Source organism: Kribbella sp. NPDC056861 (genome assembly GCF_040687575.1).
GTDB lineage: Bacteria > Actinomycetota > Actinomycetes > Propionibacteriales > Kribbellaceae > Kribbella.
In genome coordinates this window covers 656,281-680,628 of the sequence record NZ_JBFBNQ010000002.1, presented here as the reverse complement: position 1 = coordinate 680,628, position 24,348 = coordinate 656,281, and the positions used below count along the sequence as shown (strand labels likewise).

24 protein-coding genes are annotated in these 24,348 nt (G+C 68.0%); 14 read left to right on the top strand and 10 right to left on the bottom strand.

Annotation, left to right across the window (positions count from 1 at the left end; genetic code table 11):
• Positions 1–302: 302 nt before the first annotated feature.
• From AB0P21_RS10325 to AB0P21_RS10315, 3 genes are all read left to right on the top strand, one after another.
• On the top strand, positions 303–1,130 hold the full coding sequence (locus tag AB0P21_RS10325; RefSeq protein ID WP_363695411.1) for an SAM-dependent methyltransferase: 828 nt from the start codon (positions 303–305) through the stop codon (positions 1,128–1,130).
• 183 nt (positions 1,131–1,313) lie between these two features.
• Positions 1,314–2,120 carry a hypothetical protein gene (locus AB0P21_RS10320; RefSeq protein WP_363695410.1) on the top strand — a complete coding sequence of 269 codons (807 nt, stop codon included), beginning with the start codon at positions 1,314–1,316 and terminating at the stop codon, positions 2,118–2,120.
• Positions 2,121–2,148: 28 nt separating this feature from the next.
• Positions 2,149–3,300, top strand: a complete 1,152-nt coding sequence (locus AB0P21_RS10315; RefSeq protein ID WP_363695409.1) for a geranylgeranyl reductase family protein — start codon at positions 2,149–2,151, stop codon at positions 3,298–3,300.
• Here the strand turns inward: AB0P21_RS10315 and AB0P21_RS10310 are convergent.
• Positions 3,233–4,186: a MarR family transcriptional regulator gene (locus AB0P21_RS10310; RefSeq protein ID WP_363695407.1), complete on the bottom strand. Its 954-nt coding sequence runs from the start codon at positions 4,184–4,186 to the stop codon at positions 3,233–3,235. The two genes, AB0P21_RS10315 and AB0P21_RS10310, sit on opposite strands and share 68 nt — an antisense overlap.
• Positions 4,187–4,313: 127 nt before the next feature.
• On the opposite strand from AB0P21_RS10310, the gene AB0P21_RS10305 reads away from it, so the two are divergent.
• A complete protein-coding gene (locus tag AB0P21_RS10305; protein WP_363695406.1) occupies positions 4,314–5,201 on the top strand; it encodes an ABC transporter ATP-binding protein in 888 nt (295 codons plus the stop codon).
• On the top strand, positions 5,201–6,049 hold the full coding sequence (locus tag AB0P21_RS10300) for an ABC transporter permease (protein WP_363695405.1): 849 nt from the start codon (positions 5,201–5,203) through the stop codon (positions 6,047–6,049). The genes AB0P21_RS10305 and AB0P21_RS10300 overlap by 1 nt, the downstream gene beginning before the upstream one ends.
• Before the next feature lie 4 nt (positions 6,050–6,053).
• On the opposite strand, the gene AB0P21_RS10295 is transcribed toward AB0P21_RS10300, so the two are convergent.
• A complete protein-coding gene (locus tag AB0P21_RS10295; RefSeq protein ID WP_363695403.1) occupies positions 6,054–7,067 on the bottom strand; it encodes a sigma-70 family RNA polymerase sigma factor in 1,014 nt (337 codons plus the stop codon).
• A 65-nt stretch (positions 7,068–7,132) separates the two neighbouring features.
• Here AB0P21_RS10295 and AB0P21_RS10290 point away from each other — a divergent pair, with 65 nt between their 5' ends.
• Positions 7,133–7,759, top strand: a complete 627-nt coding sequence (locus AB0P21_RS10290) for a maleylpyruvate isomerase family mycothiol-dependent enzyme (protein WP_363695401.1) — start codon at positions 7,133–7,135, stop codon at positions 7,757–7,759.
• Here the strand turns inward: AB0P21_RS10290 and AB0P21_RS10285 are convergent.
• Both AB0P21_RS10285 and AB0P21_RS10280 read right to left on the bottom strand, forming a co-directional pair.
• The gene (locus AB0P21_RS10285; protein WP_363695399.1) at positions 7,749–8,759 is read right to left on the bottom strand and encodes a 1-aminocyclopropane-1-carboxylate deaminase; all 1,011 of its coding nucleotides are present in this window, start codon (positions 8,757–8,759) and stop codon (positions 7,749–7,751) included. The genes AB0P21_RS10290 and AB0P21_RS10285 overlap by 11 nt on opposite strands.
• A 52-nt stretch (positions 8,760–8,811) precedes the next feature.
• Entirely contained in the window at positions 8,812–9,765 is a 954-nt protein-coding gene (locus tag AB0P21_RS10280) for a DMT family transporter (RefSeq protein ID WP_363695397.1), read from the bottom strand.
• A 113-nt stretch (positions 9,766–9,878) separates the two neighbouring features.
• Between AB0P21_RS10280 and AB0P21_RS10275 the strand changes: the two genes are divergently transcribed.
• Both AB0P21_RS10275 and AB0P21_RS10270 read left to right on the top strand, forming a co-directional pair.
• Entirely contained in the window at positions 9,879–11,093 is a 1,215-nt protein-coding gene (locus tag AB0P21_RS10275) for an MFS transporter (protein WP_363695395.1), read from the top strand.
• 35 nt (positions 11,094–11,128) lie between these two features.
• The gene (locus tag AB0P21_RS10270) at positions 11,129–12,532 is read left to right on the top strand and encodes an NAD(P)/FAD-dependent oxidoreductase (RefSeq protein WP_363695393.1); all 1,404 of its coding nucleotides are present in this window, start codon (positions 11,129–11,131) and stop codon (positions 12,530–12,532) included.
• A 4-nt stretch (positions 12,533–12,536) separates the two neighbouring features.
• Here the strand turns inward: AB0P21_RS10270 and AB0P21_RS10265 are convergent, their stop codons facing one another.
• Together AB0P21_RS10265 and AB0P21_RS10260 are read right to left on the bottom strand one after the other, a co-directional pair.
• Complete coding sequence (locus AB0P21_RS10265; protein ID WP_363695391.1) at positions 12,537–13,472, bottom strand: hypothetical protein; 936 nt, start codon at positions 13,470–13,472, stop codon at positions 12,537–12,539.
• Positions 13,469–13,801, bottom strand: coding sequence for a PadR family transcriptional regulator (locus AB0P21_RS10260; RefSeq protein ID WP_363695390.1), 333 nt, complete (start codon positions 13,799–13,801; stop codon positions 13,469–13,471). Before AB0P21_RS10260 ends, AB0P21_RS10265 begins: the two co-directional genes overlap by 4 nt.
• A 124-nt stretch (positions 13,802–13,925) precedes the next feature.
• On the opposite strand from AB0P21_RS10260, the gene AB0P21_RS10255 reads away from it, so the two are divergent.
• Genes AB0P21_RS10255 through AB0P21_RS10240 form a run of 4 tightly spaced genes read left to right on the top strand, consistent with a single transcriptional unit; the run spans position 13,926 to position 18,254 of the window.
• Entirely contained in the window at positions 13,926–15,527 is a 1,602-nt protein-coding gene (locus AB0P21_RS10255; protein WP_363695388.1) for a discoidin domain-containing protein, read from the top strand.
• Positions 15,528–15,538: 11 nt separating this feature from the next.
• Positions 15,539–16,768: an MFS transporter gene (locus tag AB0P21_RS10250; protein ID WP_363695386.1), complete on the top strand. Its 1,230-nt coding sequence runs from the start codon at positions 15,539–15,541 to the stop codon at positions 16,766–16,768.
• Positions 16,765–17,748 carry a hypothetical protein gene (locus tag AB0P21_RS10245; protein ID WP_363695385.1) on the top strand — a complete coding sequence of 328 codons (984 nt, stop codon included), beginning with the start codon at positions 16,765–16,767 and terminating at the stop codon, positions 17,746–17,748. The genes AB0P21_RS10250 and AB0P21_RS10245 overlap by 4 nt, the downstream gene beginning before the upstream one ends.
• A complete protein-coding gene (locus AB0P21_RS10240; protein ID WP_363695384.1) occupies positions 17,745–18,254 on the top strand; it encodes a GNAT family protein in 510 nt (169 codons plus the stop codon). The genes AB0P21_RS10245 and AB0P21_RS10240 overlap by 4 nt, the downstream gene beginning before the upstream one ends.
• 85 nt (positions 18,255–18,339) lie before the next feature.
• Here AB0P21_RS10240 and AB0P21_RS10235 read toward each other — a convergent pair whose 3' ends face one another.
• Together AB0P21_RS10235 and AB0P21_RS10230 are read right to left on the bottom strand one after the other, a co-directional pair.
• Positions 18,340–19,314, bottom strand: coding sequence for a hypothetical protein (locus AB0P21_RS10235; RefSeq protein ID WP_363695383.1), 975 nt, complete (start codon positions 19,312–19,314; stop codon positions 18,340–18,342).
• A gap of 135 nt (positions 19,315–19,449) precedes the next feature.
• Positions 19,450–19,845, bottom strand: a complete 396-nt coding sequence (locus AB0P21_RS10230; RefSeq protein ID WP_363695382.1) for an SRPBCC family protein — start codon at positions 19,843–19,845, stop codon at positions 19,450–19,452.
• 52 nt (positions 19,846–19,897) lie between these two features.
• Here AB0P21_RS10230 and AB0P21_RS10225 point away from each other — a divergent pair, with 52 nt between their 5' ends.
• The gene (locus tag AB0P21_RS10225) at positions 19,898–20,308 is read left to right on the top strand and encodes a MarR family transcriptional regulator (protein ID WP_363695381.1); all 411 of its coding nucleotides are present in this window, start codon (positions 19,898–19,900) and stop codon (positions 20,306–20,308) included.
• Between the two features lie 21 nt (positions 20,309–20,329).
• On the opposite strand, the gene AB0P21_RS10220 is transcribed toward AB0P21_RS10225, so the two are convergent.
• Both AB0P21_RS10220 and AB0P21_RS10215 read right to left on the bottom strand, forming a co-directional pair.
• On the bottom strand, positions 20,330–20,956 hold the full coding sequence (locus AB0P21_RS10220) for a hypothetical protein (RefSeq protein WP_363695379.1): 627 nt from the start codon (positions 20,954–20,956) through the stop codon (positions 20,330–20,332).
• 74 nt (positions 20,957–21,030) lie between these two features.
• Positions 21,031–21,939 carry an endo alpha-1,4 polygalactosaminidase gene (locus tag AB0P21_RS10215; protein WP_363695377.1) on the bottom strand — a complete coding sequence of 303 codons (909 nt, stop codon included), beginning with the start codon at positions 21,937–21,939 and terminating at the stop codon, positions 21,031–21,033.
• A 130-nt stretch (positions 21,940–22,069) separates the two neighbouring features.
• Between AB0P21_RS10215 and AB0P21_RS10210 the strand changes: the two genes are divergently transcribed.
• Positions 22,070–24,280 (top strand): carbohydrate-binding protein, encoded by a 2,211-nt coding sequence (locus AB0P21_RS10210; RefSeq protein ID WP_363695375.1) that lies wholly within the window; start codon positions 22,070–22,072, stop codon positions 24,278–24,280.
• Positions 24,281–24,348: the final 68 nt, after the last annotated feature.

The following is a 24,348-nucleotide window of genomic DNA, read 5'->3' as shown; positions in this document are numbered from 1 at the left end:
TTGCATTTGCATCGTACACGTTAGAGGCCGCTGTGTCCGTACCAATACGCTCCGTGGTTTCGGCCCGGTCGGGACCACCGCGATGTCGCGGTGAGTAACCGATTTCCCCGCGCTGGCGCGGAGTTCCACGGCCCGCTGTGGGCTGTTCGGCCGACGCCTCGTCGGGCGTTCGGCGTAACCAGGCAAGGCCTTACCCAGTTGACTGCTTGAACCGCTCCCGAAAGGGCCTGACCAGGCTGCGGCTGGTATGCAAATGCACTACGATCACGGCAACGATTCCCTACGACTCAAAGGCTGCGCCGATGGCGACTCCCGACGGCCCGGATGCCCCTCCGGGGTTGGACACCTCCCAACCGACCATCGCCCGCGTCTATGACGCTCTGCTCGGTGGCAAGGACAACTTCGCCGCCGACCGCGAGGGTGCGGCGACCTACCTGAAGTACGTTCCGGACGCCGGTCGGTGCGCGATCGACAACCGCGACGCACTGGTCAAGGGCGTGCAGTACCTGGTCCGCACGGCCGGGATCGACCAGTTCCTCGACATCGGCAGCGGCCTGCCGACCCAGAAGAACACCCACCAGGCGGCGCAGGAGATCAACCCTGACGCCAAGGTCGCGTACGTCGACAAGGACCCGATCGTGCTGGCCCACGGCCGCGCGCTGCTGGCCACCAACGACAGCACCATCGTGGTCACCGCCGATCTGCGGCAGCCGAAGGAGATCCTCGACAACGCGGAGATCCGGGCGCACCTGGACTGGAGCCGGCCGATCGCGCTGATGATCGTCGGGATCCACATGCACTTCCACGACGACGAACTGCCGGACGAGTGGGTCCGCACCATCCTGGACACGCTGGCCCCGGGCAGCTACCTGTTCATCACCGACTTCGTCGACACCGGCGAGCCGCTGCAGAAGGCGATCGAGCAGGCCGGTCTGGAGAGCCTGGGCAACGGCTGGATCCGGACCCCGGAGCGGATCACCGAGCACTTCCTCGGCCTGCCGCTGGTGCCGCCGGGTCTGGACTTCCTGGCCCGCTGGTTCCCGGAGGACCCCGAGGCCGACGTGCCCGAGGTCGAGGACCTGCAGCCCTACCAGCGGATCCTGATGGCGGGAATCGCCAAGAAGGTCTGAGCTTCCGCACCAGAACAGGCGCGTACCCCGTAACGGGGTGCGCGCCTGTCGCGTTGTCAGGGCGGGGAGCGGCGAAAGGTTGCCAACTCACCCGTTCCGATTGTGACCACGGGCACCGGGTACCGGCACAATGAGGAACGAGACAGCCTCGAGCGACGGAGAAGTGACGTTTCAGCGTTCCGGATGATCAGGACGGTGCCTGCCGACGCGGTGGCCATCGTGCGGTTCTACCCGCCGATGGTGATCTGCTTCGCGGCGGCACTGGCCGGTACTGCGCTCGTCTTCGACATCTTCTACCTGGTCGCCAGCCCTGGACTCACGCTCGCCATGGTCTACACCGTGCCGGTACTGGCCGGGCTGATCGCCGGCCTGGTCGCGGCCGCCGACGATGTCGAGTTGGAGCGGCGGGTGCTGGTCTGGACGATCCTGGCGACGGTCGCCGTCGGCATCACGAACGTGGTGGTGGTCGCGATGGTCGCGGCGATGCGCCGGACCGGGCCGTCGGACTGGAAGGCGGGCTGGCAGTCGGTGCTGTTCGCCGGCTGCACCGTCCTCGCGGTCGCCGTGATGGTCGTGGTGGTCGGCGCCTTGATCCGGACGCTCGGGCTCGAGCTGCGGACGACGCTGCCGAAGAAGAAGGCGTACGTTCCGGCCGCGGTGCTCAGCAAGCCGAAACCTGCGGTCAGCAAGGAGGGTGCGGCGCGGTCCAAGCCGGCCGAGGAGCCGCAGCCCGAAGGAACCGTCGACACGATGTTCGACGAACTGACTGTCGAAGAATCATCGGGTGAAGCCGGTCGTCGGGTCGAGCCGGTGCCTGCGCTCACACCGCCGGCGTTCCTGCCGCCGTTGCCGACGGCGATCGATCTCGACGAAGCTCGGCCGGTGACGCCGTCCGAAGGCAGCGGCCACGCCGATCGCCGGACGCCGCGCTCCCGGCGGATCCCCGCCGTCCCCCCATCTCGCCGCCCCGGCCGCCGCGGCGGCCGCTGACCACCGGAATCGCAGTAGCCTGCGTTGAATGACGTGGGACTTGGTGGTGGTAGGAGCGGGACCGGCTGGTTCGGCAGCGGCGTTGGGTGCGCTCGCGGCTGAGCCTGGACTGTCGGTGCTGCTACTCGACCGCCACGACTTCCCGCGAGACAAGGCCTGCGGGGACGGGATCGCGCCGCAGGTGTTCGACCTGCTGGCCGAGGTCGGCGTGACCGGCCTGGTCGACGACCGTATGCCGATCCGCCGGCTGTCTCTGCGCCGCGGATCGCTCGGGGTCGACCGGTTGATGGCGAGACCCGCCTACGTGGTGCCGCGGACTCTGTTCGACCAGCGGCTGGTCGAGGCGGCTCAAGAAGCGGGCGCCGTACTGCGGAAGCAGCGCGTCGCACGCATCGACGTACAGACCTCGGCAGTGCTGGTCGATGACGAAGAAGCCCGGATGGTCGTCGGAGCGGACGGCGCGCACTCGCTGGTCCGCGGGGCATTAGGTGTTGCAGCCGGGCCGGTCGCGCTGGCGCTGCGCGGCTATGCGCCGACGCCCGCGAGCAGGGCTGGGCAGCAGGTCATCGTGTTCGGTACTGCGAGGCAGCCGTCGTACGCGTGGTCGTTCGATCGGGGCGACGGCTGGTCGAACGTCGGGTACGGCGAACAGTTGCGGGCGGGCCAGGACCATCCGACGCGGGCCGGATTGCTGGCATGCCTGGAAAAGTTGTTGCCAGAAGCAAGCGTTGGCGGGACGGACTGGCGTGGGCATCAGTTGCCGCTGTCGGGGTGGGCGTGGCGGCCGCAGGCTGGTCGAGTGATGCTCGTCGGTGATGCCGCCGGGCTGATCAATCCGATGACGGGTGAGGGGATCTACTACGCGGTCGCGACCGGGATGCTGGCGGGCAAGGCTGCGGCGGAAGCGATTCGCGGTGGCTCGGGCGATGCGGGTACGGAGTACCGGAAGGCTTCGGAGCGGCTGTTGGGTCAGCATTTCCGGCACACTGCGCTGGTTGCGGGGCTGACGCGCTCTGGGGTGGTGCTGGATGCGGGGATCAGGGCATCTGCCGCCGACCAGGGAGTCTTCGACAATCTGGTCGAGATCGGGCTGGCGGACGGGGCGCTGCGGGTCAGGTCGCTCGGGCGCGTGGTGAAGCAGGCGCTAGCGCACGGCGTTGGGCGTCGCTCAGGCGGGTGACAGCCACCGCATAGGTGTCGGGGGCAACTGTCTTGACGGCCAGCGGATCGGTGAAGAGTTCGTAGGTCTTCGCTGCGGAGAGCGCCGCACTGAGGCGGTCGCTCGACCAGTCGAGTGCGGTGCTGAGCTGGGTCGAGGTGAGTGGTCGGGAAGCGTGGACGAGCGCTGCCAGCAGCGTGGCGGTGTCTTCGGCGACTTCGGGATCAGGTCCGTGCCCGGACATGTCGTCGCTGAGTTGCTGGAAGAACTGACTCATTCGCTCGAGTCGCTCGCCCGCCGGAGTCGCCGGGTCGAACAGCTCGGCGCCCTTGCGGGCGGTGCCGGCCCAGTTCGCGTTGGCGCGGGCGCTGGTCCGCCACGCCTGGATCCAGATGTCCTCGGCGATCAGGTAGTGCTCGTGCCGCTGACCAGGATCCGGCTCACGGCGAACCAGTTCGAGGCTCTCCAGGTAGTTGATCGCCTTGGAGATCGAGGCGGGGCTGACCTTCAGCTCACGGACCAGCTCGGCGGCGGTGAGGCTGGCGGCGTCCGCGGTGTAGAGAAAGGAGAGCACTCGCGAGGCCATCCGCGGCAGGCCGGTCTCGACCATCGTCTCGGCGAACAGTTCGGCGTACTCCCGGACTGCCGACCGGTCCCGGCCGTAGGCATCGGTCGCAGGGCCCGACTCCTCCGGGGCGGAGCTCTTGCGTCGGCGGGCCCGAGAGCCGGTCGCGAGTTGGGCGTGCTCGGCGCGGTATCCGGCGCGACCGCCGTTGCGGGTGACCTCACGGCTGATCGTCGAGGTCGGACGGTCCAGCTCGCGCGCGATCTCGGCGTACCCGTGCCCCGCGGTCAGCCGGGTGGCGATCAGCAGGCGGTCCTGCTGGGTCAGGCGGCCTCCTGGCATCAGCACCTCCCGGGTTTGCGTTCGCTGTCAAAGTCATTGCAACAATAGCTCAGAAAGTCAAGAATAGTTGCTCAAGCCAGCGGAATGAGTGTTGCCGACTGCAGAAACGCAACGTAGCTTCCGAGGTATGACGATGACTGGGGAAGTCGTGCTGGAGGTCGACGGCCTGCGGATGCGGTACGGCGCGACCGATGTGCTGCACGACGTGACGCTGCGGGCGCGGCAGGGCGAGGTACTGGCGTTGCTCGGGCCGAACGGCGCGGGCAAGACGACCACGATCGAGATCCTGGAGGGTTTTCGGCTGCGTTCGGCCGGCCGGGTCGAGGTGCTCGGTGTTGATCCGGCCGAGGGCGACGAGCAGTGGCGGGCGCGGCTGGGCGTAGTACTGCAGTCCTGGCGGGATCACGGCAAATGGCGGGTCCGCGAACTGCTTGGGCATCTCGGCGAGTACTACGCGCCGTACTCGACCGCCGCGGTCCGGCGGCCGTGGGATGCCGACGAACTGATCGAGGCCGTCGGACTGACCGCGCACGCGAACCAGAAGATCAAGACCCTGTCGGGCGGGCAGCGCCGGCGCCTGGATGTCGCGATCGGGATCGTCGGGCGGCCGGAGGTGCTGTTCCTGGACGAGCCGACGGTCGGGTTCGACCCGGTGGCGCGGCACGAGTTCCACGACCTGGTACGCCGCCTGGCGGTGGAGGAGGCGACGACCGTGCTGCTGACCACGCACGATCTCGACGAGGCGGGCAAGCTCGCCGATCGCATCCTGGTCCTGACCGCCGGCCGGATCGTTGCCTCGGGCACCGAAGCTGACCTGACCCGGCAGATCGCCGGCCAGGACGAGGTCCGCTGGAGTGTCGAGGGCCGGCACTTCGCCGAGTCCACCAGCGAGTCCACGGCGTTCGTCCGCGACCTCTTCCACCAGTACGGCGAAGCGCTGGCCGAGCTGGAGGTCCGCCGGGCCACCCTGGAGGACACCTACCTGGCCCTCGTGCGGCAGAGCGAGGTGGCGTGATGAGTCCGCGGATGATGGCGATCAGGACCGGCTGGCGGCGCGGAGTGATCGAGTTGCGCCAGTCGTTCACGAACCCCGGTGAGCTGGTCAGTCACTTCCTCTGGCCGGTCCTGATGCTGATCGCGCTGTACTTCCTGCGGGACAGGTCGTTCGGCTCGACCGGGTTCGCGCTGGGCGCACTGGCCTTGCCGAGCATCCTCGGGATGAACACGGCGATGGGCATGGTCAGCATGAGCCAGCAACTCACCGTCGATCGTGAGGACGGCACCTTGCTGCGCGCCAAGGCGACGCCGAACGGCATGGTCGGCTACCTGACCGGCAAGGTCGTCTCGGTCGCGGGCGGGTTGCTCGTCGACCTGGCGATCCTGTTGATTCCCGGGCTGCTGATCATCGGCGGCCTCGCGGTCGATCGGCCGGGAGCCTGGCTGACGCTGCTCTGGGTGCTGCTGCTCGGGTTGCTGGCGACGCTGCCGATCGGCGCGATCCTGGGCTCGGTGTTCACCAGCGCGCGATCCCAAGGGCTGCTGCAGTTGCCGGTACTCGGGGTGATCGCGATCTCGGGCATCTTCTACCCGGTCACCGCGCTGCCCGGCTGGCTGGAGTGGCTGGCGCAGCTGACCCCGATCTACTGGCTCGGGCTGGGGATGCGGTCCGCGTTGCTGCCCGGCGAGGCGGTCGCGGTCGAGATCGGCGAATCGTGGCGGCACCTGGAGACCGTCGGAGTACTGGGGGCGTGGGCGGTGCTCGGGTTCGTGCTGGCTCCCGTCGTACTGCGAAGGATGGCGCGCCGCGAATCGGGGTCGAGCGTCGCGGGCCGCCGCGAGAAGGCGCTGCAGCGGATCGGGTGAGCTCTCAGTACGTCGCCGGGAGACCGAACAAGGGGAAGTGTTCCGCGCCGATGAACGAGGTGACGGCGGAGATCTTGCCGTCGCGAATCGTCAGCACGTTGATCGACCAGGCGTTGTGCTCGCTCTCGGCGGACATCCCCAGATAACATGCGACTGCGGGCTGGCCGTTGGCCGTGGTCACCAAGTGGTGCCAGCTCGGGCATCTGGTCAGCGGCACCTCGGTGGCGAAGTCCATCACCGCCGTGATTCCGCTGTACCAATGGCCCAGTGGCGGCATCGACCAAGTGACGTCTTCGGTGAGCAGCGCGACGAGAAGATCCGCATCGCCTTGTTCGAGCGCGGTCGCGTAGCTGGCAACCAACTCCTGGATCCGGTCGTTGCCAAGCTCGCGGATGGTTTGCTGCTGACTCACCGGAGGCACCTTGTCGGCCACGATCCGACGGGCCCGCTGCAGCGCGCTGTTCACCGAGGCGGTCGAGGTGTCCATCATGCTGGCGATCTCGGCCGCGCTGAACCCCAGTACTTCGAACAGCAGCAGCGCCGCGCGCTGGTTGCCGGGCAGATGCTGAAGCGCGGCGACGAAAGCGAGCTCGACCGCCTCGCGCTGCTCGTAGTGCGCTGCTGGTCCGGTGGGGAGGTCGCTGACGGAGTACGGGCCGAGCCAGGCGATCTCGGTCAGCGGTGGGTCCACCAGTACTGCGTGATCGCTCGACGGGCTGAGATCCATCGGGAGCGCGCGCTTGCCGCGTTTCTCCACCAGGTCGAGGCAGGTGCGGGTCGCCACGGTGTAGAGCCAGGACCGGAGCGTACTGCGTCCCTCGAACCGGGCGATGGCCTTCCAAGCCCGCAGCAACGCGTCTTGCAAAGCGTCGTCGGCGTCGTGCGATGAGCCGAGCATCCGATAGCAGTGAGCGTGCAACTCACGGTGCAGCGGCGCGATCAGGCGGCTGAAGGCGGCGTCGTCACCTTGCTGCGCTCGACTGAGGTCGGCCGCCGACTGGAGAGAAGTTTCGCTCACACCGATGAGTCTGCCTCATCGCGGGAGTCCTACCACTGAAACTGAACTCCTGAGGAGGCGGCACGATGAACGAGATCATGACCTGGGTCGAGGCCGAGCGGTTGTCCTTCGCCGACCTGCTGGCCGACTTGCGCGATGACGAGTGGTCGAGGGACTCGCTGTGCGCGGGGTGGACCGTGCAGGACGTCGCAGCGCACCTGACCCTGTCGACCCGGCTGACGCTGGGGATGGCGGTCTGGGGTGCGATCAAGGCGCGGGGGAGCTTCGACCGGATGGAGGCCGACCTGGCCCGCAAGCGTGCGACCCAGTTCTCGCGGGCCGAGTTGATCGAGCAGATCCGGTCGACCGCGGGGTCGGAGAAGCACGCGCCTGGCTCCAGCTCCCTCGACTGTCTCCTCGATGCGTTGGTCCACGGGCAGGACATCGCGCGTCCGCTCGGGCGACCTCGCCCGATGCCGGTGAAGCCGACGATCGCGGCGCTCGAACACCTTCGTGGCAACGCCTTCTACGGCGCCCCCAAACGTCTCCGCGGCGTGAAGCTGGTGGCCACCGACACCGACTGGTCCGGCGGCGACGGCCCCGACGAGCTGCATGCCCCGCTGGCCGACCTGATCCTGCTGGCCTCCGGCCGACCAGCCGGCCTCGCCAACGCGACCGGCCCAGGAGTTGCCTGCCTCGAACTCAGGATTTGAAGAGGGCGGAGTACGCGTTGAGAGCCAGTTGGCCGCCGAGATGGGCATAGAGAACAGTGGAGTCGCGAGGGATCTCGGTACTGCGAACCAGGTCGATCAGGCCCGCCATCGACTTGCCCTCGTAGACCGGGTCGAGGATCACGCCCTCCAGCGAACCGGTCAGCCGGATGGCGTCCAACGTGCTCTGCACCGGGATGCCGTAGTACTCGCCGGCCCAGCCTTCCAGCACGGTGATCTCGTCGTCGCGCAGGTCGCGACCCAGGCCGATCAGGTCGGCGGTGTTGCGGGCGATCTTCTCCACCTGCGCGCGGGTCTCGGCGAGCTTGGCCGAGGCGTCGATACCGATCACCCGGCGGGGCCGGTCCTGGCCCGCGAAGCCCGCGATCATCCCGGCGTGGGTGGAGCCGGTCACCGAGCAGACCACAATGGTGTCGAAGAAGAGGCCCAGCGCCTCCTCCTGAGCCCGTACTTCGTCCGCCCAGTTCGCGAAGCCGAGGCCGCCGAGCGGGTGATCGGAGGCGCCCGCGGGGATCGCGTACGGCACACCGCCCTCGGCGCGGATCTGCTCCAGCGCGTGCTCCCAGCTCTCCTTGAAGCCGATGCCGAAGCCGGCCTCGACCAGCTCGATCTGGGCGCCCATGATGCGCGACAGCAAGATGTTGCCGACCCGGTCGTTGACCGCGTCCGGCCAGTCGACCCAGCTCTCCTGGACCAGCCGCGCCTTCAGCCCGAGCGAGGCGGCGACGGCCGCGACCTGCCGGGTGTGGTTGGACTGGATCCCGCCGATCGTCACCAGGTGCGTCGCGCCCTGGGCGAGCGCGTCCGGCACCAGGTACTCGAGTTTGCGGGTCTTGTTGCCGCCGAACGCGAGCCCTGAGTTGCAGTCCTCCCGCTTGGCCCAGATCGCCGCCCCGCCGAGATGGTCCGAGAGCCGCTTGAGCGGGTGGAGCGGACTCGGTCCGAAGGTGAGGGGGTGGCGGGGGAAGTCGCTCAGGCTCATGGTGGCTCCTGATTCTCTGATGTGCTGAATGCAATATATTGCACGCGGAACGTCAGTGAATGTCAACCGAGTGTGGCGGAGCGGACAGAGCCGTGGTCGCGGGCTGTGTGGTCGGGGTGGGGGATGTCGGCGGTACTGCGGTCCGTGGCCGGTACAGACCGACCAGCAGTCCGGCGATCACCAGCACTACCCCGGCAAGCTCGGCGGGCGCCGGCAGGCCGAAGCCGAGAATCAGCGAGGTGATGATGGTCCCGACCGGGATGATCCCGGCGAACAGCCCGGCGCGATCAGCCCCGAGCATCGGCAGCGCGCGGTACCAGAGCAGGAAGGCGACTCCACTCACCAGCACAGCGAGGTAGGCCAGCCCGCCCAGTTCGGCCAGGCTCGGCGTCCGGAGGAAGTCAGAACCATCGGTCATCAGACCGAGCCCGAGCAACATCGGCACCGAGGTCGCCGCGGTGTAGGCGGACACCCGCACCGGGCCGAGCCTGACCAGCAACGGCAGCGCGAGCAGCGAGAAACACGCCTCGCAGGCGAGCGCACCAACGGAGTACAGGATCCCTTGCAGGTCGGACGTTCCGAAGCCGGAGGCCAACACCGTACCGGCCACCACGATCGAGGCGGCGACGATGATCCGCCCCGACGGCCCGGTACGCCGCAACAGCGGTCCCGCCAGCGCGAGCACGATCGGGACCGTGCCCACGATCGTTCCGACGATCGCCGGGTTCGCGTGCCGGGTGCCCTCGATGACGAACAGGTTGAACAGCACCAGCCCGGTCGCGGCGAGGGCGATCAGCAGCAGCGCCTCCCGGCCGGTCGGACGGATCAACGGAATCCGCCGAGCCCCGGCGACCGCGAACAACAGGATCGCGGAGACCAGGTATCGCGCGGCCTGCCCGCCGTAGAAGGGGTAGTCGTTGACGACGCCGGAGACGGCCGCCAGGCTGCCGACCAGGAACATCGCGCTGCCCGCGCGGCTGTAGGCCGGCCAGGAATGGTTGCTCATGGCCTCAACGTACGGCGGCTCTGGTCCCCTGTAGAGGTCCATAACCATGCACTTGCAGTGGTCCATAAAATCGCCTCTTGCCGACACTGAAGTCTGCGGCCATAGTCGGCACGGTGTCTGCGCAGCTCGAGCCCAGCGTCCTGCGCGATAACCGGTTCCCGGTGGTCGCCGCGCTGGCCGTGACCCAGACCGTCGGCTACGGCGTCCTGTACTACGTCTTCGGCGTTTTCCTCGGCCCGATGAGTCTCGACCTGGGCATCTCGACCGCCACCTCGGCCGGTGCGCTCACCCTCGCGATCCTGGTCAGCTGCGTGATGTCGGTCCCGGTCGGGCGTTGGTTGGACCGACGCGGCGCGCACTTGCTGATGACCACCGGCTCGCTGCTCGGCAGTGTGGCCGTGCTCGCCTGGTCGCAGGTGCAGAACGTGGTCCAGTTGTACGCCGTCTTCGTGCTGATCGGCGTCGCGTCGGCGATGGTGCTCTACGGCCCGGCGATCGCGGTACTGGTCGCAGTACTGGAACCGAAGCGGCGGGCCAACGCCTTGCTGGTGGTCACGATGGTCGCCGGGCTGGCGAGCACGATCTTCATTCCGCTGGCGGGGCAGTTGATTCACGCGCAGGGCTGGCGGCAGGCACTGCTGATTCTCGGCCTCGCCCACAACCTGGTGACCGTGCCACTGCACGGCTTCGCACTGCGCGGTACCCGTCCGGCCCACCCGAAATCAGCAAGAGACCCCGCGGACCGCGGCGCGATCCGGGTCGCCGTTCGCGACGGTGGCTTCTGGCTGATCACCGTCGGCTTCGTCCTGCACAGCGGAGCGATCGCGATCGTCTCGGTTCATCTGGTGCTGTTCCTTGTCGACCTCGGCTACCGGCCGGCGGTCGCGGCCGGGCTGACCGGACTGCTCGGCGTGTACTCCGTCACCGGCCGGATCGTCACCTCCGTGCTGCAACGGTGGCTCGACATGTCGACGATCGTGGCCCGGACCTTCCTGATCCAGTGCTTCGCGATCGGCGTCCTGCCACTGCTCGGCCTGCATCCACTCGGGGCGGCGCTGTGCATCCTGTTGTTCGGCCTCGGATTCGGCGTCTCCACTCTCGCCACGCCCGCGATCCTGCTCGAGCGGTACGGCGCAGCCGGGTACGGCACGATCTCGGGAGTACTCGCGACGCCGGTGCTGGCCGCCAGGGCGATCGGCCCGCTCGGCGCCGCGGTACTGGCCATGAAGGCGGGCTATCACTACACGATGGTTCCGGTGGCGCTGGCCTGTGTGGTCGCCAGCCTCTGCCTGACCTTCAGCCAGTACATCCCCAAGCCGGGTCGTTGACCGGATCGCGGCCGCGGACTGCGACGATGGATGCCATGGGAACAACGGAGTACGACGTCATCGTGCTGGGTGCCGGCGCGGTCGGGGAGAACGTCGCCGATCGCGCGATCAAGGGCGGTCTGACCGCGGTGATCGTGGAGAGTGAGCTGGTCGGCGGCGAGTGCTCGTACTGGGCCTGCATGCCGTCGAAGGCGCTGCTCCGCTCGGCCCAGGTACTACGCGCCGCGCGGCACGTCCGCGGCGCCGCCCAGGCGGTGACCGGTGACGTCGACGTCCAGGCGGTGCTCGACCGGCGGGACGATTTCACCAGTCACTGGAAGGACGACGGCCAGGTCGCCTGGCTGAACAGCGCCGGGATCGCGCTCGTCCGCGGCCACGGCCGGATCACCGGGGAGAAGACGGTGACGGTCGGGGACACGGTCCTCACCGCCCGGCACGCGGTCGTGGTGTCCACCGGCTCCGACGCGCTGATCCCCGACATCCCGGGCCTGCGCGGCGCTGACCCGTGGACCAGCCGCGACGCGACCAGCGTGAAGGTGGTGCCGAGCAGTCTGGCGATCATCGGCGGCGGGGTGGTGGCCGTCGAGATGGCCACGGCGTACGCCGGATTCGGGACGACGGTCACCGTGATCGCGCGCAGCAAGTTGCTCGAGGCAATGGAGCCGTTCGCCGGCGAGATGGTGACCGAGGGGCTGCGCGAGCTGGGCGCGACGGTGCTGCTCGACACCACCACGAAGAGCGTGCACCGGACCGACGACGCCGTGGTGCTGGAGCTGGGCGACGGTTCGACCGTCACCGCGCAGGAGGTGCTGGTCGCGACCGGCCGCACCCCGCGCACCGGCGACATCGGGTTGGAGACCATCGGCCTGAAGCCGGGCAGCTGGCTGGACGTCGACGACACCCTGCTGGTCCGCGGTTTCGACTGGCTGTACGCCGCCGGCGACGCGAACCATCGCGCGCTACTGACCCATCAGGGCAAGTACCAGGCCCGCGCCGCGGGTGACGTGATCGCCGCTCGCGCCGACGGCAAGCCGGTCTCGGACGCGCCGTGGGGGACCCATGTCGCGACGGCGGACAACCAGGCCGTCCCGCAGGTGACCTTCAGCGGGCCCGAGGTGGCTTCGATCGGGCTGACGGCCGCCGCGGCAGAGGCAGCGGGGTACCAGACCCGGGTCGTCGACTACGAGATCGGCAACGTGGCAGGCGCGAGTGTGTTCGCGGACGGCTACAAGGGCACCGCGCGGATGGTGGTCGACGAGCAGCGCAAGGTGATTCTCGGCGTCACCTTCGTCGGGCCGGACGTCGCCGATCTGTTGCAGGCGGCAACCATCGCGGTGGTCGGCGAGGTGCCGCTGGACCGGTTGTGGCACGCCGTACCGGCGTACCCGACGATCAACGAGATCTGGTTGCGGCTGCTGGAGACCTACGGTCGCCCGTAGCTGATCAGCTGAGGCGCGTGTTGCTCCTGGTCGCCAGGAGCAACGCGGGCAGTATGACGGCCAGTGCCAGCAGGACCGTGGTGCTCGGCTGCGGGTGGTAGGTCAGGATCGTCGAGTCGGTCAGGATCGTCTCCGTCCGGACGATCGCGAAGGCGCCGACCGGGATCGTCCAGCGGTAGTCGCGGGTCGTGATCGTTGCCCAGCCGGCAGCGATCAGCACCGCGAGCTCCAGGACGAACTGGCCACGCTGGAACCAGGGACCGCCCGCGGTGAGGTGGAGGCCGCCGGCAACGAACATGGCCAGCACGACCGGGATCAGCCAGCCGTAGGAGTAGCGGCGCGATCCGTTGGCCACTGCGAGAATCGCGCAGATCCCCAGCAGGAGCACGGGCAGAAAGATGTCGTGGGCAAGGATCGGCGCGCCCAGACCGTAGTAGATCACACCGGCAACACCTCGGTCGCCGAACACGTCTGAGCTGCTGACGCCGGCGTAGATCATGGCCGCCGCTGCCGGTACTGCGATCCAGGTCCGGCCGCGGAGCAGGGCGATGAAAGCGATCAACGGAAGCAGGCCGTAGGGGAGCAGGCGGGTCCGCGTGCCCTCGCCGATCGCCCAGGGGTACCAACCGTTGAAGTGGAAGTTAATGGCGTCCGAGCCCGGGTCGAGGTGCAGTGCCCAGGTCCAGATGTCTTGCAGATAAGGCGTCAGTGCGAGCAGCGTGAGCCAGAGCGCGGCCAACTGGAGGCCGCTGACCCACCAAGGACCGTGAGCGGTGGCAGCCTGCACCCGGGCCCGGAGGCCGCCACGGACCAAGGCCGTTGCCTCATGCAACGGTGGCCAGGCGCGGCCGGGATGCAGTTCGGTCAGACAGGCCAGCAGTTCGTCACCGTGGCCGTCGCGGTAGGTCTTGGGGTAGGCGACCAGGGCGAGACGGTTCACGCTTCGGCCGTCCGGGTGCGTCCGATCACCACGTTGGCGGCCTGTTGCAGGCGGCGCGCCTCGATCTGCAGGGCGGCGGCGCCGTCGTTGGTCAGGCGGTAGTAGCGACGGGCCCGGCCGTCCACGATCTCCTCATGGTCCGCCTCCACCAGGCGGGCGCGTTCGAGCCGATCCAGAGCGCCGTACAGGGTGCCGACGGCGAGCCGGAGTCGGCCGTCGGTGGCCTGCTCGGTGGCCTTGATGATGCCGTAGCCGTGCAGCGGACCGTCGAGCAGGGCGGCCAGCAGGAAGTACTGCGATTCGGTCAGGGACGGCGGTTTGTTCCTCACAAAATCGATCATATATCGGCGGGCGAAGCATGAGTACTGGCGGGAGCCGGGCCATTGACGCTGGGTTTTCTGTTAGGTAACTTTCCTAACAATTCTCACCACCCCGCCCCTGGGAGCGCAGCAGATGAAAAGACGCACGAAGATTTCGGCAGTGTTGTTACCGGTATTACTGGTGGCCGGCCTGGGTGCCGCCGCCCAGGCCACGGCCGGGACAACAGCAGATTCCCTGTTGTCGCAGCAAAAACCCGTCCTGACCTCCAGCAACGAATCCAGCGCCCTGAGCGGTGACAAGGCCGTCGACGGCAGCTCGACCACCCGCTGGGGGAGTGCGGAGGGCATCGATCCGCAGTGGATCAGCGTCGATCTCGGTCAGCCGGCCACGGTCAACCGGGTCAAGCTCAAGTGGGAGGCGGCCTACGGCAAGGCCTACCGGATCGAGACCTCCACCGACGGCACCAACTTCACCACGATCAAAACGGTGACCAACGGCAACGGTGGGACCGACGACCTGACCGGTCTCGGCGGCAACGGACGGTACGTCCGGCTGGTCGGCACCCAGCGCGCCACCGCCTACGGCTACTCGCTGTTCGAGCTCGAGGTCTACGGGACCACCGCCTCCAGCGGTGACACCCAGGGGCCGACCGTGCCGACCGGCCTGGCGGCCAGCGGCATCACCGCCACCTCCGCGAACCTCTCGTGGACCGCTTCGACCGACAACGTCGGCGTCAGCGGGTACGACGTACTGCGAAACGGCGCCGTGGTGGGGTCGGCCGCTACGACGCAGTACAACGACACCGGCCTGACCGCCAGTACGGCGTACCAGTACACGGTGAAGGCGAAGGACCTGGCCGGTAACACCTCGGCGGCGAGCAGCGCGATCACGGTCACCACCAGCGCGGGCGGCGGTACCGGGAGCTTCGTCCTGGCCGCGGCCGGCGACATCGCCGACCAGTGCACCGCGTCCAGCACCTCGTGCGTCCACCCGAAGACGGCCAAGGTGGTCGACTTCATCAAGCCGGCCAACGTCATCACGATGGGCGACAACCAGTACGACGACGCCCACCTGTCGGACTTCCAGAACTACTACGACAAGACCTGGGGCAAGTTCAAGGCGATCACCAAGCCGGTCCCGGGCAACCACGAGACCTACGACGACACCCCGTTCGGCGGGTACGAGAAGTACTTCGGCAACGCGATCGCCAAGCCGCAGGGCAAGCGCTACTACAGCTGGGAGAAGGGGAACTGGCACTTCATCGCCGTCGACTCGAACGACTTCAGCGGTGAGTACGACGGGTCGCCCGCCCCGCAGCTGGCCTGGCTGAAGGCCGACCTGGCCGCCAACACCAAGGGCTGCGTCGCGGTCTACTACCACCACCCGCGGTTCAGCTCCGGCGACCACGGGGACAACGACGCCGTCGTCCCGCTGTGGGAGACCATCGTCAACGCCAAGGTCGACCTGGTCCTGAACGGCCACGACCACCACTACGAGCGCTTCCTGCCGCAGAACAAGAGCGGCGGCGTCGACGCAGCAGGCCCGGTCCAGATCATCGGCGGCATGGGCGGCAAGAACCTGTACCCGGTGACGTCGGGTCACCCGTCGACCGCCAAGCTCGTCGAGGGCTTCGGGGTGCTGAAGCTGTCGATGACCGACAACACCTTCCAGAGCACGCTGCTGGGCCTCAACAACCAGGTGCTGGACGCCAGCCCGACCTACAGCTGCCACTGACGGGCTGAGTCATGTATCTCGCCGAGACTCGCAGTAGCGCACCGGCCAAGGCCGGGCGGAAGTGGCGCCGGGTGCCTGCCAACGTGATGGCACTCGGGGTGGTCAGTCTGGTCACCGACATCTCCTCGGAGATGATGACGGCGATCCTGCCGCTCTACCTGGTGATCGGGCTCGGCCTGAACCCCTTGCAGTTCGGTCTGCTGGACGGGCTGTACGCCGGGGCGACCGCACTACTGCGACTTGTCGGCGGGCATGTGGCCGATCGCTGGCGGCGGCTCAAAGCCGTCGCCAGCCTCGGCTACGGGTTGTCAGCGGTCGCCAAGCTCGGGCTGCTGGCCGCCGGTTCGTCGGTGGCCGCAATTGGCGGCGTACTCGCGGTGGATCGGGCCGGCAAAGGGATCCGTACGGCGCCGCGCGACGCGCTGATCTCGTTGAGCACCGAACCCGAGAACCTCGGCCGGGCGTTTGGCGTTCATCGGGCGCTCGACACGTTCGGCGCCTTCCTGGGACCGATCGTGGCGGCCGGAGTGCTGTGGGCCAGTCTGGGAGATTTCGACGCGGTCTTCGTGGTGAGCTTCTGCATCGCCGGGTGCGGTGTGCTGCTGCTGGTGTTGCTGGTCAAGGACCACCCGCGTCCCGGGCCGCCTGGAGCTGTCCCGCTCCGGGGGATGCTCAAGTTGCTGGGCATCAGGTCCTTCCGCCGAACCTGCGGCTGGGCCGCGATGCTCGGGCTGGTGACGATCACGGACTCCTTTGTTTATCTGGCGCTGCAGCGTCGGTGGGATGTCAGTACCGCGCTGTTCCCGCTGCTGCCGATCGGCACGGCTGGGACGTTCTTGCTGCTGGCCATCCCGCTCGGCCGGCTGGCCGACAAGGTCGGTCGCTGGAAGCTCTTCCTGGCCGGCCATGTGGCGCTGGTGGTCGCGCTGTTGCTGCTCTGCGGACCGGTGCAGACTCCGTGGCTCGCAATCTTGGCGCTGGCCCTGCACGGAGTTTTCTACGCCGCGACCGACGGCGTACTGCCGGCCGCTGCCGGTCCGATGCTTCCTGAACATTTACGGGCGAGTGGGCTCGCGCTGCTCCAGACCGGCCAGGCACTGGCCCGGATGGTGTCGGCCGTGCTCGTGGGTCTGGTCTGGACCCTGTGGGATCTCCGCCCGGCGTTGTTGCTGACCACTGCCGCCCTGCTGGTCGTCACCATCGCCGCAGCCGTTGTCCGACCCTGGGAGGAAGCACGATGAAGAAGTTCCTGATCGGCGCCCTCGGCGTGGTGCTGCTGCTCGGCGCGGGCATCCTGTACGTCGTCCAGGCGCGCACCGGCCCGACGGTGAACGCCAGACCGGTGGTGTCCGGCCGGCTGACACTTGCCTCCGGCAACTTGTATGTGACGAACCTGGCCGAGGGCCCGGACCAGGGCAAGCTGGCGGCCGCGTCGGTGACCGCGCCGGACGGACCCCGGCAGGTCGGGGAGCTCAGGTGTGATCGGTTCGCGACGGCACGCAGTACGAGCATCTGTTTGCGGACCAAGCCCGGTTCGCTGCCGCCGCTGACCGAGATGCTGGTGCTCGGGCGGGAACTCGACGTCGTGCACCAGGAGACGTTGCCCGGCACCCCGAGCCGCGCGCGGGTCTCGCCGGACGGCAAGATCGTCAACTGGACCTTGTTCGTGACCGGCGACTCGTACGCCGCGAGCGGGTTCTCCACCCGGAGCGGGTTCTACGACCTGGAGAAGAAGAAGCTGACCAAGAGCATCGAGGAGCTCCCGGTCTTCGTCAACGGGAAGCGCTACTACGCCTCCGACATCAACTACTGGGGAATCACCTTCGGTGCGGACGGCGATCATTTCTACGTCACCATGGCCAGCAAGGGAAAGACCTATCTGATCGAGGCGCACCTGAAGAAGTTCCGGGGCGAGGCGATCGCGGAGAACGTCGAGTGCCCGTCGCTGTCGCCGGACGGCGAACGGATCGCGTACAAACAGAAGCAGCCCGACGGCAGCTGGCGGCTCGCGGTACTGGGGCTCGACAGCCTCAACATCAAGTACCCGCCGGAGGACCGCGCGATCGACGACCAGCCGCTGTGGCGCGGCAACTACACGCTGCTCTACGCGCTCCGCCGCGGCAACAGCTCGGACGTCTGGTCGGTGCCGGTCGCCCCGATCGGCAAGCCGACGCTGCTGGTCCCGGACGCGGCATCCCCCGCGCTAGCCTCGGCGGGGTGACCGACCACCTCGTACTGCGCCACCTCGAACTGGGGGACGGTCCGGCCTTCGCCACCTGGGGGCTGGACCGCCGGTTCTGCGAGCACGCCGGCTGGAGACTCGACCGCCCACTGTCCGGCCACGAGGCGCACTGGCACCGGCTGATCACGGTCCCTTCGCCCGATCATCTGCGGCTGGCCGCGGTCGCGGCCGGCGAGCTGGTGGGCTACGTCGACTTCGCCGGTGCCAGCGCCGATGCCGACCCCGATCGCCGCGAGCTCGGCTACGTGGTCGGCCCGTCGACCCGCTGGGGCCAAGGCCTCGGCACCGCCATCGCCCGGCTGGCCCTCGCCTATGGCTTCGGCCAGCTCGGCCTACAAGAGATCTGGGCCGAAGCACTCGACGCGAACGCCGCCTCCATCCGCATCCTGCAGTCGATCGGCATGACGGAGTACGCCCGCGGCGCCGACGACACCTTCCTGGGCGTGCCGACCTTCTACCGCCAATTCCGGATCCGAGGAACCTGACGGCGAAGAAATGACTGAAGCCCAGGTCGAATGACCTGGGCTTCAGCCGGTACTACGAAATCGTGCTCAGCTCAGGCGGTGAAAGTCACTCGCCGACGAGCTGCGGGGAGCCGCTTCCGGTGTACAGGAAGTGGGTGTTCGCGTCGAACGACGCTGCCGCCGTACCGATGGTGTTGATGACGGTCGCCGCGCCGTTCGCCTTGCTGACCGCGTACACGGTGGCCGTGTTGGCGGTGTTGTTGAAGCCGGTGAGCAGCGTGCTGCTGGTGCCACAACGCTGCGCGACGAGCTGGTCGTAGGCGCCGAAGCCGGTCGTCCGGACAGCCTTGAGAGTGGCCTTCAGCGGGTTCGCGACCGGAATGTGAATGGTCCAGAGCGCGCCCTGCTTGGTGGTGGCGAGCAGGGTGTCGTAGGTCGCCGTGGAAGCGATCGTGGTGATCGCCTTGAACGACTTGTAGCCCGGGGCGCTGCCGTAGCTGGCGACCGGACCGGTCGGGCCGAGGACGCTGTAGCGGTACAGGGAACCATTGGCGTGCAGACCGTAGAGGTTCAGGTGCTGAGCGCCGGTCGCCTTGTTGTAGAAGTTCGCGCTGGTGATGGTGGAGAAGCCGGTCCAGCCGGTGCCGAGCTTCTTCGAGCTCACGACCGGGTTGGAGGTCTCGGTCTTGTAGGTCTCGGCCGCGGCGTACAGGTTGCCGCCCTGCAGCACGAAGCCGGCGTAGTAGGTCGTGGTTCCAGAGGCGGCCCAGAGGTACCAGCTGGAGCTCGCGCGGACGCCGAATACCTTCAACGGCTGGTACTGAGTCACGCCGACGGGCTTGGTCGCCGTGAACTTGTACGGACCGTTGATCCCGGCGGCATTGATCGCGCCGACGGTCACGCTGCAGGCTGCGGCGGCGGCCTGCTTGTCGGTCAGCGGCACCTTCTTCGACGCCTGGATCCGGTCCTGGTGGGTCGGCTGGGGCTTGCCCTGCACGTCCGCGTTGGCCTGTCCGGCCAGTGCGGCTCCCGTGACCAGGCTGAGCCCAGCCACTGCGAGAGCAAGTTGACGAATTCTCATCTGAAGATCTCCCTTAGTACTCGATGCCCCCCGAGGGCCCACGCACCGACGAATGTGGGATCACCCTAGCGAGCGAGAGGTCCATACCAGAAAAGCTGTTGCACGTTGTTGCAGTGTTCGCGTGTCGCTCTGGCGTTATTCGCAAAGCGTTCGGACCTCCTGCAGTTCCGCCTCGATGACTTTCAGCTGCTGATCGATGGCCTCCGCGGGGGTGTCCGGCGGGAACAGGATCGTGAACTGGTACTCGCTTCCGTTGCCGTTCGGCATCACCCGGGTGAACGCGCCGGGGCGGGGATCATCGGCGGGGGCGATGTCCACGGTGCCCTGGTCGGCGGAGACGTCGTACCGGATCCTCGCCTCGCCCTGGGCGTTCTCGATGATCCAGTGCTCGCCGTCGGGGCGGACGGCGTGCGCGAAACCGGGGGCCCAGTCGGGCAGCCTGGCCGGGTCGGAGACGAGGGCGAAGACGGTCCGGGGTGGCGCGGCGATCGTGATGGAGCGAGTTCGGACGAGTTGCTGATTAGTAGGCATCTGCTGATCATATGCAACTGCGTATCATTGTCCAACGCTTATCATTCGAGGCATGCAGCGCGAAGACCTCGGATCGCTGGTCGGGCGGATCACCCGGCGACTGATCCTCGCGGAGGAGCCCTTGCTGAGCCGGCACGAGCTCTCGATGTGGGAGTACGGCGTACTGACGCACCTGGCGAAGGAGCCAGCTGCCAACCAGCTCGCGCTGGCGACCGCGATCGGCTACGACAAGTCGCGGCTGATCGCGCTGCTCGACGGGCTGGCCCGGGACGGGCTGGTGGTCCGCGAGCAGGATCCGACGGACCGGCGTAACCGTCAGGTCCGGCTGACTCCGGCGGGGGAGAGCCGGCTGGCCGCGGTACGGGCCGAGATCCACGCGATGGAGGACGAGTTGCTGGCTGGGCTGTCCGCGGCCGACCGGCGAGCGTTGATCAGGATGCTGACGGACCTCGCCAACGGCTGACGCAGGCCGGTTCGGCCCGGTTCAGCCGGTGATGTCGGCGGCGAGTTTGTCGGCGTCGGCCTTGGTGAACTGCGCGGTGATCTGGACCTTGCCGCCGGTGATCGCCGACATCACGGTGGGGGCGCTGACCACCTTGCCGCGGACGACGATCGCGAGCTGGTTCTGGGGTGGGTTCTTCGTGGCGAGCTCGGTGGTGAGCTTGGTGAAGGTGGCCTCGCCCTCGGTGTCCAGGGTCAGATTGACCTGCCAGGACGGGTCGCCGCTGCCTTGGTTCTGGTCGGTTCGCACCTCGGCGACGTGTGTGCCGTCCAGGGCGACGGGGCCGAGGGTGTAGCGGGTCCCGTCCGCGCCGCAGGCGGTGTTGCTGCCCGGCTTGGCGGGGGTTGATGCGTTGCAGGCGTTCGGCTCGGTGTTGAGCACCGAACGGAACCGCAGCGACTCCGGCGACGCGGGCACTCCCGCGGACCCGCCGCTGGCCGACTTGGAGTCGTCCCTGCCCAGCAACACGACCGCGCCCACGACTACGGTCGCGATCAGCACCAGCCCGAGCACGATGACCAGAACCAGCGGTCCGCGACTGCGCTTCGGCGGCCCGTCCTGCGGTGTTCCTCCGTACGGCGGCGGCGGGTAAGAGCTCGGCTGCGACATACCGGCAGATGCTACGGCCTGACCGGCGAGATCGGCTGCGCCAGGTGACGGCCCGGGCGCGGGGTAGCCGCAGGTCAGCAGGTCTTGCGGAGGTACGCCGAGTTGTCCGGGGTGGTGACGTCGAGGTCGCGGCGGACGATGCTGAGTTTGCTGCCGAAGGCTTTGCAGGCTTTGGTCAGGCCGCCGGCGGTGTACTCGATCACCAGCACGTTGTTGCTGAAGGCATCGGCATAGGCGGCGCACTCGTCGTACTGGCCGCACTCCTCGGAGACGGCGAAGTCGAGGCCGACGGTCTTGCGGTCGCCGACCAGGTCGGCGGTGTTCTTCTGGCCGATCGCGAGGTTGCGGGAGTGTGCGTGCTGCGCCAGCAACGCCAGGAACTGCTTGGCCTGGTCGGCGGTCAGCAGGTTCTTCGACCGGGTGTAGCTGTCGTAGTTGTCCGGCTCGATCGCCTGGTAGCCGCTCTTCGCGCAGCCGTCGATCCAGGTGTTCACCTTGGTGGCGATCCGGGTTCGCTTGCCGGCGGTGCGCAGATCGAGGAGGGGTTCGTTCCAGTCTTCGTCGATCACGACCTTGCCGGCGCTGTCACGCAACAGGAGGTCCTGGTCCCAGCTGTCCTCTTCGCCGGGCTGGGTCTGGAACGCGTTGACGTAACAGATGTTGTAGAGCCCCTTGGCGATCGGCGCCGTGCGGTCCCGGGTCACCACCTTGACCCCGACGGCCGGTGGATACGGACCGCCGAGTTGGTAGTCGAAGCCGGCATGCAGCGGCGGCAACTGGAGCGCGGACGGCGTACCGGCCGGGGTGCTGGCAGGGATCCCGGTCGGCGTCGGCGTCGGCTGAGAGACCGGCGGAGAGGCCGGGGCGGACGGCGTACCGGGAGTCTCGGCAGCAGCCGGTTCATCGGGCGACTGATTGGAGCAGGCAACCAACAGTCCACCGACGGCCAGACCGATGAGCAAGGAGCGAACGCGGAGGGTCACAGGACCCAGGCCACCACGACCCGTTTGGTTCCGGAACCGCGACTCGCCGCAGCAGGGGTGTGCGCTACCGCCCACGACATTAGAGTCCCGACGAAAGTAAGCGCTTTCCAGTGTGATTCGAGGAGGAACCGTGAGGCGTTCCATCAGTGCGGCGGTCATTACCGCCCTGGCCGCCGGGAGTGTGATCGCAGCCGCCGGCCTGCCTGCGACGGCCGGCCGGCCCGACCGTGGAGCCGCCGTCACCGGCACGTACTCCACCGGTCCGGCCCAGGCCTGGCAGCCGCTGCCGACCAACTACGTCGGTCGCGACCAGGGTGGCGCCACCGACGCCACCGTGGTGATCGACCCCAGCGCGCTGCGGCAGAAGTACAGCGGCGTCGGCTTCTCGCTGGACGAGACCAGCGTCTCCAACCTGTGGAAGCTGACCCCGGCCGAGCGGGACCGGGCGATCCGGTTGCTGGTCGACCCGAGGACCGGCGCCGGGCTGGACCGGTTCCGGCTGACCATCGGCAGCCCGGACCTGATCGAGCACCTGCCGTTCTGGTCGTACGACGAACTGCCGGCCGGCGTCACCGAGGACTTCGGGCTGAAGTACTTCTCGATCAAGCGCGATCTCGACACGCACATCGTCGACACGGTCAAGCTGATCCAGCGCTACAACCCGCGGGCGACCTTCTTCGCCTCGGCGTGGAGCGCCCCGGCCTGGATGAAGACCAACAACCGGTTCACCGGCGAGGTCGCGCTCAAGCCCGGCAGCACGTCGTACTACCAGGTCGGCAAGCTCCGCGACGACTGCATCGACGTCTTCGCCCGGTACTACGTGAAGTTCCTGCAGGCCTACGCCAAGCGTGGCGTGCACGTCGACGCGCTGACCCTGCTGAACGAGCCCGGCATCGACGTCGTCTACCCCGCGATGGACATCAGCGTCGAGCAGCAGCAGAAGCTGGCCGTCTCGATCAAGCGCGAGATCAAGCGAGCCGGGCTCGGCACCGAGCTGTACGTGCACGACTTCAACTTCTGGGACTGGCGCGACCCGAACAGCACCGAGACGAAGAACTACTACCGGATCCTGAACGACCCGGCGACCAAACGGGCCACCGACGCGATCGCGTTCCACCCGTACTGGGGTGACCCGACGGTGATGCGGGACGCGTACGAGCAGACCGGCAAGCCGGTGCACATGACCGAGACCAGCGACCTGTCGCCGGCCACCATCCTGGACTACTTCCGGCTGGACGCCTCGTCGTACGTGATGTGGGCGCAGACCACCGACCAGGACGGCGGCACGCTGCACTGGACGCCGTCGCGGGACAACAACGTCGACTGGGAGGAGGTCGGCCGGACCACCAAGTGGCCGGACCGGCTGGTCAAGGTGAACACGACCAGCAAGACCTTCACCGTCCGGGACGAGCTCTACGCGATGGGCCAGTTCGCGAAGTACCTCGGGCCGGAGCACACCCGGGTCGAGTCGAGCGCCACCGCGAACGGGGTCAGCAACGTGGTCTACAAGGATCGTGGCGACAACTTCGTCGCGATCGTCGGCAACGCGAACGCCACCCCGACCAGTGTGCGGGTGGTGCTGGGTGGCAAGTCGTTCACGGCGACTGTGCCGGCTGGTTCTTACGCGACGTACCGGTGGCGTGGGGAGGTTCCGTCGGCACACCACAACCATGCGCCGGTGCTGGGCGCAGTACCGGATGTTGTTGCTGATCAGTACGGCACCACGCAGGTGCAGCTGAAGGCGACCGACCGGGATCGTGACCGGCTCTCGTACTACGCCAAGGACCTGCCGGCGGGTGTGAGCATCGACGGGCGCACCGGCCTGGTGACGCTGCACCCGACCAGCGCAGGCAAGCAGGACTTCAAGATCCGTGTCACGGACGGCGCCGCGCACGACGAGGTGACTGTGCACGTGACGGTCACGCCGCACGGGACGCCGATCGGCGAGCGGGTCGAGGCCGAGTCGTACGTCGCCCAGAACGGCTGGGTCGACGGCGGCGCGAACTTCGTCGAGAACAACCCGGCGGCGAGTGGTGGCAAGAACGTCGGCTGGACCGCGGCGGGCAACTGGCTGCAGTACCGGGTGGATGTCGCGACGGCAGGCACGTACAACGTGGAGTTCCGGGTTGCCAATGGCACCGGTGCGGTTGCCACGGATGCGATCTCGTTGCGGGACGCGTCTGGCGCAGTACTGGCCAAGGTGTCGGTGCCGTCGACCGGTGGCTGGGCGACGTACCAGTCGGTGAATGCTCAGGTGACCTTGCCGGCGGGCGATCAGCGGATCACGGTGTTCTGTGAGACGGGTGGATTCAACATCGATTACCTCCGCCTGACCAGCTAGCTGTCCCCCGAGCGAGCTACTGCAGGTGTCCACCGCACGGTGACTCTTTCGAGGCCGCGAATCCCTAG